Below are 7,978 nucleotides of genomic sequence, written 5' to 3'. Positions count from 1 at the left end.
GCGCTCCAATCAACCTTAAATCGTTTAGTTTTTAAAAACAACAATCTTTACGAAAGGAGTGAAGGAAAATGAAAAAGAAGAAATTTGTATTTTTTTGTTTGTTATCATTTTTCGCTTTATCAGCGTGTAGTAATACAAATGATGAATCTCAAAATAAGGAACAAGATGAATCTAGACTTACGGCTGAAAACGATAAACCAAGAGGTTCTACTAAAGAAGAAGGTGATACAGATAGTGAAGAAGCTTCTGTGGATATGGATAACGTAACCGTTGCAGATGCTCAACTTTCTTTTATTTTTAGTTATGATGATGTAGAACATTTAATGAGAGATTCAGGACTTTCCGTTGAAGGCGAAGTTGTAGCCACTGAAAACTACGTACTTATGGATGAAGAAGTTGGATTTGGTAGTCCATTTACAAAGCTAACTTTTAAAGTTAACCAAGTTTTAAGTGGTGACTCAAGTTTAGAAGGACTAGAAATAACAATATTAGAAGGAGGTGGGTATATTACCGCTGAACAAGATGGTATGAAAGATAAATTTCCAGATTTAACAGAAGAGGAATTAAAGGAAACATCTTTTGTAATATATAATGGGCATAGACCGTCTGAAAAAGGTGATATATTGGTTGCCTTTCTAGCGAAGGGTAGCTCTGAAACTGGATTTGAATATTACTCATTTACTGGAGCATATCAATCTAAATTTGAATATGATGAAAATAGCAAAAAATATGTGAGACCATCTGAGAATTATGATGAATGGGTAGCGGGAGTGAATACAAGAGCGGAAAGGAGTGATATTGAAGAACTGATACAAATAGAAGAAGATATTAATGATGAGGTGACTAAATTAGTAGAAGAAGCGGAATAAACATAATATTGCTTATAGAGAAATTTACTTGATGAACAATGGCCCCATATCAATCCTAGAATGGGTCTTTTTAGAGTACAAAAAATTGAACCTTCGATAGTCCAAAGATTTATTTATGATTTGGTAGAAGAAACTGCTTTATGTTCTAATACGATTAAGAAAATTATTGATATGTTGAAGGTTGTTTTTAGAAAGGCTGTTAGTTTAAAGCTAGTAAATGAAAATCCAGTTTTAAATGTAACGTTGCCAAAGAGAAACAATCTTGAAATGACCGCTTGGGATACTGAACAGGTTGAATATTTCATACAACAGTCAAAGAAGCATCGATTTTATACGGTCTATTTAATTGCGTTATTAGGTGAAATAACGGGATTGAAAAAGGAGAGAATCGTTGTTGTCGAACATAAGTTGAAGCAAGGTCAAAACTTCAATGATTATGATTTAGTTGTTTGCACACGCTACGGTAATCCACTGGATTCTGCTACTCTTTCCAAACGACTTAAAGCCCAAGCGATAAAGCTAGGGTTACCTACAATCCGTTTTCATGATTTAAGACATACACATGTTACCTTGCTAATCAAACAAAATGTGAATGTAAAAGTCATTTCAGAGCGGGTTGGGCATACATCCATTCAAATTAATTTAGACAAGTATAACCACGTGCTTCCCAGTATGCAGAAACACGTGGCTGATGAGCTAGATAATTTGTTTAAATCTAATGAAATGTGACCAATTCTGTGACCACTCAAGGTTTTAGACCTTCAAAACCCCTCTATATCAACGCTCTAATTAAAACGCCCAATCCCCATTACGGAAGACAGGTTCCGAAGTGCCGTCCTGTTTGATGCCGTCGATGTTCATTTTCTCTGATCCAATCATGAAATCGACATGTGTAAGGCTTTCATTCAGTCCATTTTCTGCAAGCTCTTCTGGACTCATGTTTTTTCCGCCTTCAATACAGAAAGCATAGGAGCTGCCGATAGCGAGATGGTTTGAAGCATTTTCATCGAATAATGTGTTAAAGAATAAAACATTCGATTGGGAAATCGGTGAGTTGAATGGAACAAGTGCCACTTCACCAAGATAGTGTGAACCCTCATCCGTTTCAACCAATTGTTTCAGGATTTCTTCCCCTTCCTCTGCTTTTACTTCAATGATCCGTCCTTCCTTAAAGGTCACGGAAAAATTATTAATGATGTTGCCACCGTAACTAAGGGGTTTCGTACTGGAAACCGTACCATTAACACCTGTTTTCAATGGAACCGTAAACACTTCTTCGGTAGGCATGTTAGCCATGAATTCATGACCCTGTACGTTGATGCTTCCTGCTCCGACCCATAGGTGTTTGTCGGGTAACTCGATTGTCAGGTCTGTTCCAGGAGCCGTGTAATGCAATTTTTGGTAATGCTTGTCATTTAAATAATCAACCTTTTCATGCAGGGTATCATCGTGTTTTTTCCAGGCCTCCACAGGGTCCTTCACATCAACACGAACTGCTTTGAAAATGGCTTCCCATAGCAGATCAACGCGTTTTCCTTCTGCCTCTTCAGGGAATACTTTATCAGCCCAAGCCTCTGAAGGGACGGCAACGATGGACCAGCTTACTTTATCGGATTGCATATACTGACGCCACTTCTTCAGTGCAGTCCCGGATGCTTTTTGGAAGTTGGCAATCCTTTCTGGCTTTACACCTTTTAATAAGTCAGGGCTGGAGGAGATGACTGATAGATAGGCAGCTCCGTTTTCTGCAAGTTCGATCGTTTCTTCCGCTCGCCACTTTGGATACTCTTGGAACACCTCATCCGGAGCCAGTTCATATTTGGTACGTGAAACAATATCGTCATTCCAATTAACGATGACATTACGCGCACCGTTCTCATAAGCCTTTTTTACAATGAGACGCACAAGGTCAGCACCCTCTAATGTTGTGTTTACGACAAGGGTTTGATCTTGTTGGATGTTAACACCGACTTTTACGGCAAGTTCTGCATATTTTTCTAAATTCGTTTGAAAATCACTCATCATTTCAAAACTCCTTTTCCATTTTCTACATTTATAATTGTACTTAATTGTCATATAAAAAAGAAACTTTTTACATCGTTTGTGAAAACTTATAGGTATTAGACGAAGTGGTTCATTATAACCGGCAAGGAGATGAAACAGTTAAGGCTCATTCACTTTAGCACAAACCCCGGCACCATTTTCGTATGAACCACCTCGAGTAGCAGCCGGTTTGCCTACCTTGCATTCTACCAAAATTATCGAAGGAAAGACTATTGAAAAGGTTTGAATAATTGAATAATTTGATTATTTGGGACAGTGAACAATGAACTGAAAGAAAGAGGGCCTCTTTGAGACCCTCTTTCTTAATAGTCAAAAAATCACTTACCCAAATTAATCCAGACGCTTTTCACTTCAGAATAGTTGTCCAGTGCATAAGATCCCATTTCACGTCCGATTCCGGATTGTTTGTAACCGCCGAACGGGGAAGCTGCGTCGAACGCGTTATAACAGTTCACCCATACAGTACCGGCACGGAGTTTTCCTGCAACATAATGGGCATTGGCTATATCGCTGGTCCATAAGCCGGCAGCCAATCCATACTCACTTGCATTTGCACGGTTAATGACATCATCTAAATCCTCGAATGGCATTGCAGCTATGACCGGACCGAAAATCTCTTCTTTGGCTATCGTCATATCCTCTTCGACACCAGCAAATATAGTAGGAGAAACAAAGTAGCCCTGTTCACCAGGTTTATTTCCGCCGACAAGTACTTCCGCACCCTCGTTTTTCCCTTTTTCAATATAGCCCATTACTCGATTTTGCTGCTCCTCGGAAACAAGCGGTCCAATTTGTGTACTTGGATCCAGACCTACCCCTTGTTTGATGTTTTTTGCATGGCTTGCCATATCGGCAACTACGTTATCATAATGTTTCTTTTGGATATAAACCCTGGAACCGGCACAGCATACCTGCCCTTGGTTAAACATGACCCCATTCAAAGCACCAGGGATGGCTTTTGAGAAATCCGCATCAGGCAGGATGATGTTTGGCGATTTCCCTCCAAGTTCCAATGTGACCCGTTTCAATGAATATGAAGCAGAGCGCATGATCAGTTTTCCAACTTCGGTCGAACCGGTAAATGCAATTTTATTTACTTGCGGATGGTCGACAAGTGCTTGTCCAGCGGTTTCACCAAAACCGGGAACGATATTGACGACCCCATCAGGGAAACCGGCTTCAGCCAATAATTCAGCCAGGTATAGCGCGGAAAGCGGAGTTTGTTCAGCAGGCTTTAATACAACCGTACAACCTGTAGCAAGTGCCGCTCCCAGTTTCCACATTGCCATAAGAAGCGGAAAGTTCCATGGGATGATTTGGCCGACAACACCAACCGCCTCGTGTTTTGTGTAGTTAAAGTAATTTCCGCTTACCGGAATGGTCTGTCCGACAATCTTGGTGGACCAGCCGGCAAAATATCTCATATGTTCTATAGCTAAAGGAATGTCGGCATTGGTGGTTTCACTGATTGGTTTACCATTATCCAACGTTTCCAATTGAGCAAGTTCGGTTTTATTTTCTTCCATTAAATCGGCAAGTTTATACATTAGCCTACTGCGTGAAGCTGCGCTCATTCTTGACCAAGGCCCCTCATCGAATGCTTTGCGTGCAGCTTTGACGGCTAAGTCGATATCTTCTTTATCAGCTTCATAAACATCGGCAAGTTTTTGTCCTGTAGCAGGATTAGGTGTGGAGAAGGTTTTTTTTGAAGCACTTTCTACAAACTGACCATTAATATAGAGCTTTTTTGGTCCTGTTAAAAATTTTTGCAGCTTTCCACTTACTTCTAACGTTAGGTTTGTCATAATTACCCTCCTGAATAAAATGATTATCTTGGGCAGAACATGATGACTTATTGTTAACGCTATGATTTATGCCAATTTTTATGATAAATGAAAAAAAGGGAATATTCAATCTATATCATTCGACATAATATTCAAGATTTCTTCATCATAAAAAAAATGAAGTATTATTTTGTCATGACATGTGTAAATACTATAGCAAAAATGAAAGTTAATAGTTAAAATGAATAAGGATAAAATAACAAGAAGGTCTAAAGTTCTTCAGGAGGAATATATGGGAAATGATGCGAAAATGATATCGCAACGTAAGATACTAGGTGTTGCGGGTCTTGGATGGATGTTCGATGCACTTGATGTCGGTATGCTTTCTTTCATCATTGTTGCTTTGAAACAGGACTGGAACTTAACCAGTGAGCAGGTTGGCTGGATTGGGAGCATAAACTCTATCGGAATGGCTGTAGGAGCCGTATTCTTTGGTGCGATGGCTGACAGGGTCGGACGGAAGAATGTCTTTATCATTACATTATTATTGTTTTCAATCGCAAGTGGCCTGTCTGCAGCAGTCAGTACACTCAGTTTGTTCTTGATATTGCGATTTTTGATTGGCATGGGACTTGGAGGAGAACTTCCGGTTGCCTCGACATTGGTTTCTGAAAGTGTTGAAGCAAGTAAAAGGGGAAGGGTTGTCGTCCTTCTTGAAAGTTTTTGGGCGGTTGGCTGGATTTTGGCAGCACTCATCTCCTATTTCATCATTCCGGCTTATGGTTGGCGCGTTGCATTGTTATTGAGCGCAGTTCCAGCTTTATATGCGCTGTATCTGCGCTTGAAACTGCCGGATTCACCGAAGTATACGGAATTAGAAAAAAAGCAGAGGCCATCTGTATTAAGCAATATGAAAAGTGTCTGGAAAAAGGAATACTCCCGTCAGACCCTTGTATTGTGGATTCTATGGTTTTGCGTGGTCTTTTCTTATTATGGGATGTTTTTATGGCTGCCAAGTGTGATGGTCCTAAAAGGCTTCAGTATGATTCAAAGCTTTGAATACGTTTTGATCATGACGCTTGCACAGCTTCCGGGCTATTTTTCAGCTGCATGGCTGATAGAGAAGATGGGACGTAAATTCGTTTTGATCACATACTTAATTGGAACGGCCGTCAGTGCCTTTTTCTTAGGATCATCAGAGGGGCTGGCACTGCTGATAGTTTCCGGGATGTTCCTATCTTTCTTCAACCTGGGGGCGTGGGGTGCACTATATGCATATACACCTGAGCAGTATCCAACAGCAGTTCGTGGTACTGGTGCTGGGTTAGCTGCAGGGATCGGGAGGATTGGCGGTGTCCTGGGTCCGTTGCTTGTAGGGTATTTAGTTGCAGCAGACACCCCGATATCCTCGATTTTCACCATTTTTACAATCGCTATACTAGTGGGTGCGATTGCCGTAGCTTTTGGGAAGGAAACAAAGAATACCGTTTTGACATGAACAAAAGGAAGGGGACTGTAATCAGTCCCCTCTTTTCATTAAGTAAAGTCTTTTATGATTTTTAAAAGGGATTCGGAGGCGCTCTTCGGACTTTCTGCATTCATGATCGCCGATACGACAGCGGTACCTGATAGCCCGCTATCAGAAAGAGCGGATATGTTATCTGCAGTGATACCCCCGATGGCTACGGCGGGAATGGATACGCTGCGGCAAATTTCCTCCAGATCCCCAATGGCCATCAGGGTTGCATCTTGTTTGGTCTTTGTAGGGAAAACGGAACCGACTCCGATATAGTCTGCTCCATTTCGTTCGGCTTCGTGAGCTTCTTCAAGAGTGGAGACAGATACTCCGACAATCATATCTTCAGGAACCATTTGTTTGACGACAGTCAGTGGAAGGTCATCTTGCCCAATATGAATTCCGTCCGCTGCAACCGCAAGTGCTATATCCACCCGGTCGTTGATGATAAGGGGAATAGAGAGCTCGTTCAATAACTGTTTCAATGCAGAAGCTTTTTTATAAAAGGAAAGGGAGGAATTGTTTTTCTCCCTAAGTTGTACGATCGAGACTCCTCCTGAAACCGATTCTGCAATGATTTCGGTCAATTTTTCTAATGCTATGGACTCTTCCGTAACTAAATACAAGCTTAAATCAATTTGGGACTTCTTCATTCATTTTCACCTCATGCATCCAGATTTCCTTATCCATTCTTGATATTGCATCGATTAATCGCACACGAAACGTTCCTGTTCCTTCATCTTTTTGAAGGTTTGCAGCTGCTAGTTCCCCTGAAATGCTCATGGTTGAGATTCCGGCAATTGCCGCAGAATAGAAATCGTCGGTGACTCCGGAAAAAGTGCCGATAAGAGCGGTGGACATGCAACCGGTACCTGTAACATTAGTTAAAAGAAGGTTTCCATTGTCGATGATGGATGTATGTTTTCCATCGCTGACCGCATCCTTTGCTCCGCTGACCACGACGATGCTATTCAATTTATTAGCTGCTTGTGCAGCCAGCTCTGCATGGCTAATCGCTAGTTCCCCCGAATCCACCCCGCGTGTAACGGTATCCCCACCCATCAATGAAAGGATCTCACTCGCATTCCCGCGAATGATTTGGAAAGTAACCTTACTAAGGAGCTCTTTGACCTGCTCTGTACGATAGGGGGTGGCACCAACTCCCACCGGGTCCAAAATGACCGGGATATCAATGGTATTTGCCGTCTTACCGGCAATCTCCATTGCTTCCATGGCCTTATCATCAATCGTACCGAAATTCAAAACCAATGCATCTGCTAATTTGACCATATCCGCCACTTCTCTTGGGCTCGAAGTCATTACTGGTGAACCACCGATGGCAAGGGTGGCATTTGCACAGTCGTTGACCGTAACAAAGTTGGTGATTTGGTGAATGAGTGGTTTTCTTTCTTTTACCTTCACGAATAAATCGGCTACAGAAACCTTCATATTAATTCACTCCGTTCTTTTTTTGAAAATGAATGAAAATGATGGACAGGTCCATGACCTTTACCGATTGAAAAGCTATTGCGTATCGCTTCAGAAATATAGGTCTTGGCCTTTTCGATCGACTCTTGCAATGGCAGCCCATTTGCCAGGTTTGATGTAATGGCGGATGATAGGGTACAGCCCGTGCCATGAGTGTTCTTTGTATGAATGCGCTCTCCCTCGATCCATTGGAAGTCAGTCCCATCATAAAAAAGATCATTTGGATTTCCTGCTGCATGGCCTCCTTTAAGTAAAAC

The 7,978-nt window shown here is 41.5% G+C and carries 8 protein-coding genes; 3 read left to right on the top strand and 5 right to left on the bottom strand.

Annotated elements, in window-relative coordinates:
- Positions 1-68: 68 nt before the first annotated feature.
- Together ACFVSH_RS20220 and ACFVSH_RS20215 are read left to right on the top strand one after the other, a co-directional pair.
- Positions 69-869 (top strand): hypothetical protein, encoded by an 801-nt coding sequence (locus tag ACFVSH_RS20220; protein ID WP_387707516.1) that lies wholly within the window; start codon positions 69-71, stop codon positions 867-869.
- A gap of 60 nt (positions 870-929) precedes the next feature.
- Positions 930-1,598, top strand: coding sequence for a tyrosine-type recombinase/integrase (locus tag ACFVSH_RS20215; protein WP_387707514.1), 669 nt, complete (start codon positions 930-932; stop codon positions 1,596-1,598).
- A gap of 60 nt (positions 1,599-1,658) precedes the next feature.
- On the opposite strand, the gene ACFVSH_RS20210 is transcribed toward ACFVSH_RS20215, so the two are convergent.
- Together ACFVSH_RS20210 and ACFVSH_RS20205 are read right to left on the bottom strand one after the other, a co-directional pair.
- Positions 1,659-2,891, bottom strand: coding sequence for an aminopeptidase (locus tag ACFVSH_RS20210; protein WP_387600244.1), 1,233 nt, complete (start codon positions 2,889-2,891; stop codon positions 1,659-1,661).
- Positions 2,892-3,250: 359 nt separating this feature from the next.
- Positions 3,251-4,738, bottom strand: coding sequence for an aldehyde dehydrogenase family protein (locus ACFVSH_RS20205; protein ID WP_076366967.1), 1,488 nt, complete (start codon positions 4,736-4,738; stop codon positions 3,251-3,253).
- Positions 4,739-5,009: 271 nt separating this feature from the next.
- Between ACFVSH_RS20205 and ACFVSH_RS20200 the strand changes: the two genes are divergently transcribed.
- The gene (locus tag ACFVSH_RS20200) at positions 5,010-6,215 is read left to right on the top strand and encodes an MFS transporter (protein ID WP_387707511.1); all 1,206 of its coding nucleotides are present in this window, start codon (positions 5,010-5,012) and stop codon (positions 6,213-6,215) included.
- Between the two features lie 38 nt (positions 6,216-6,253).
- On the opposite strand, the gene thiE is transcribed toward ACFVSH_RS20200, so the two are convergent.
- The 3 genes from thiE to thiD form a co-directional block, all read right to left on the bottom strand.
- Positions 6,254-6,886: a thiamine phosphate synthase gene (gene thiE / locus ACFVSH_RS20195; RefSeq protein WP_387599403.1), complete on the bottom strand. Its 633-nt coding sequence runs from the start codon at positions 6,884-6,886 to the stop codon at positions 6,254-6,256.
- Positions 6,867-7,682, bottom strand: a complete 816-nt coding sequence (gene thiM / locus ACFVSH_RS20190) for a hydroxyethylthiazole kinase (protein ID WP_387707509.1) — start codon at positions 7,680-7,682, stop codon at positions 6,867-6,869. Before thiM ends, thiE begins: the two co-directional genes overlap by 20 nt.
- Positions 7,679-7,978: bifunctional hydroxymethylpyrimidine kinase/phosphomethylpyrimidine kinase (gene thiD, locus ACFVSH_RS20185; protein ID WP_387707507.1), on the bottom strand; the 300-nt coding region annotated here is incomplete at its 5' end. The genes thiM and thiD, both read right to left, overlap by 4 nt.

This window comes from Peribacillus sp. NPDC058002 (genome assembly GCF_042886655.1).
Taxonomy (GTDB): domain Bacteria; phylum Bacillota; class Bacilli; order Bacillales; family DSM-1321; genus Peribacillus; species Peribacillus aracenensis.
This window is presented reverse-complemented; position numbering and strand designations above follow the sequence as displayed.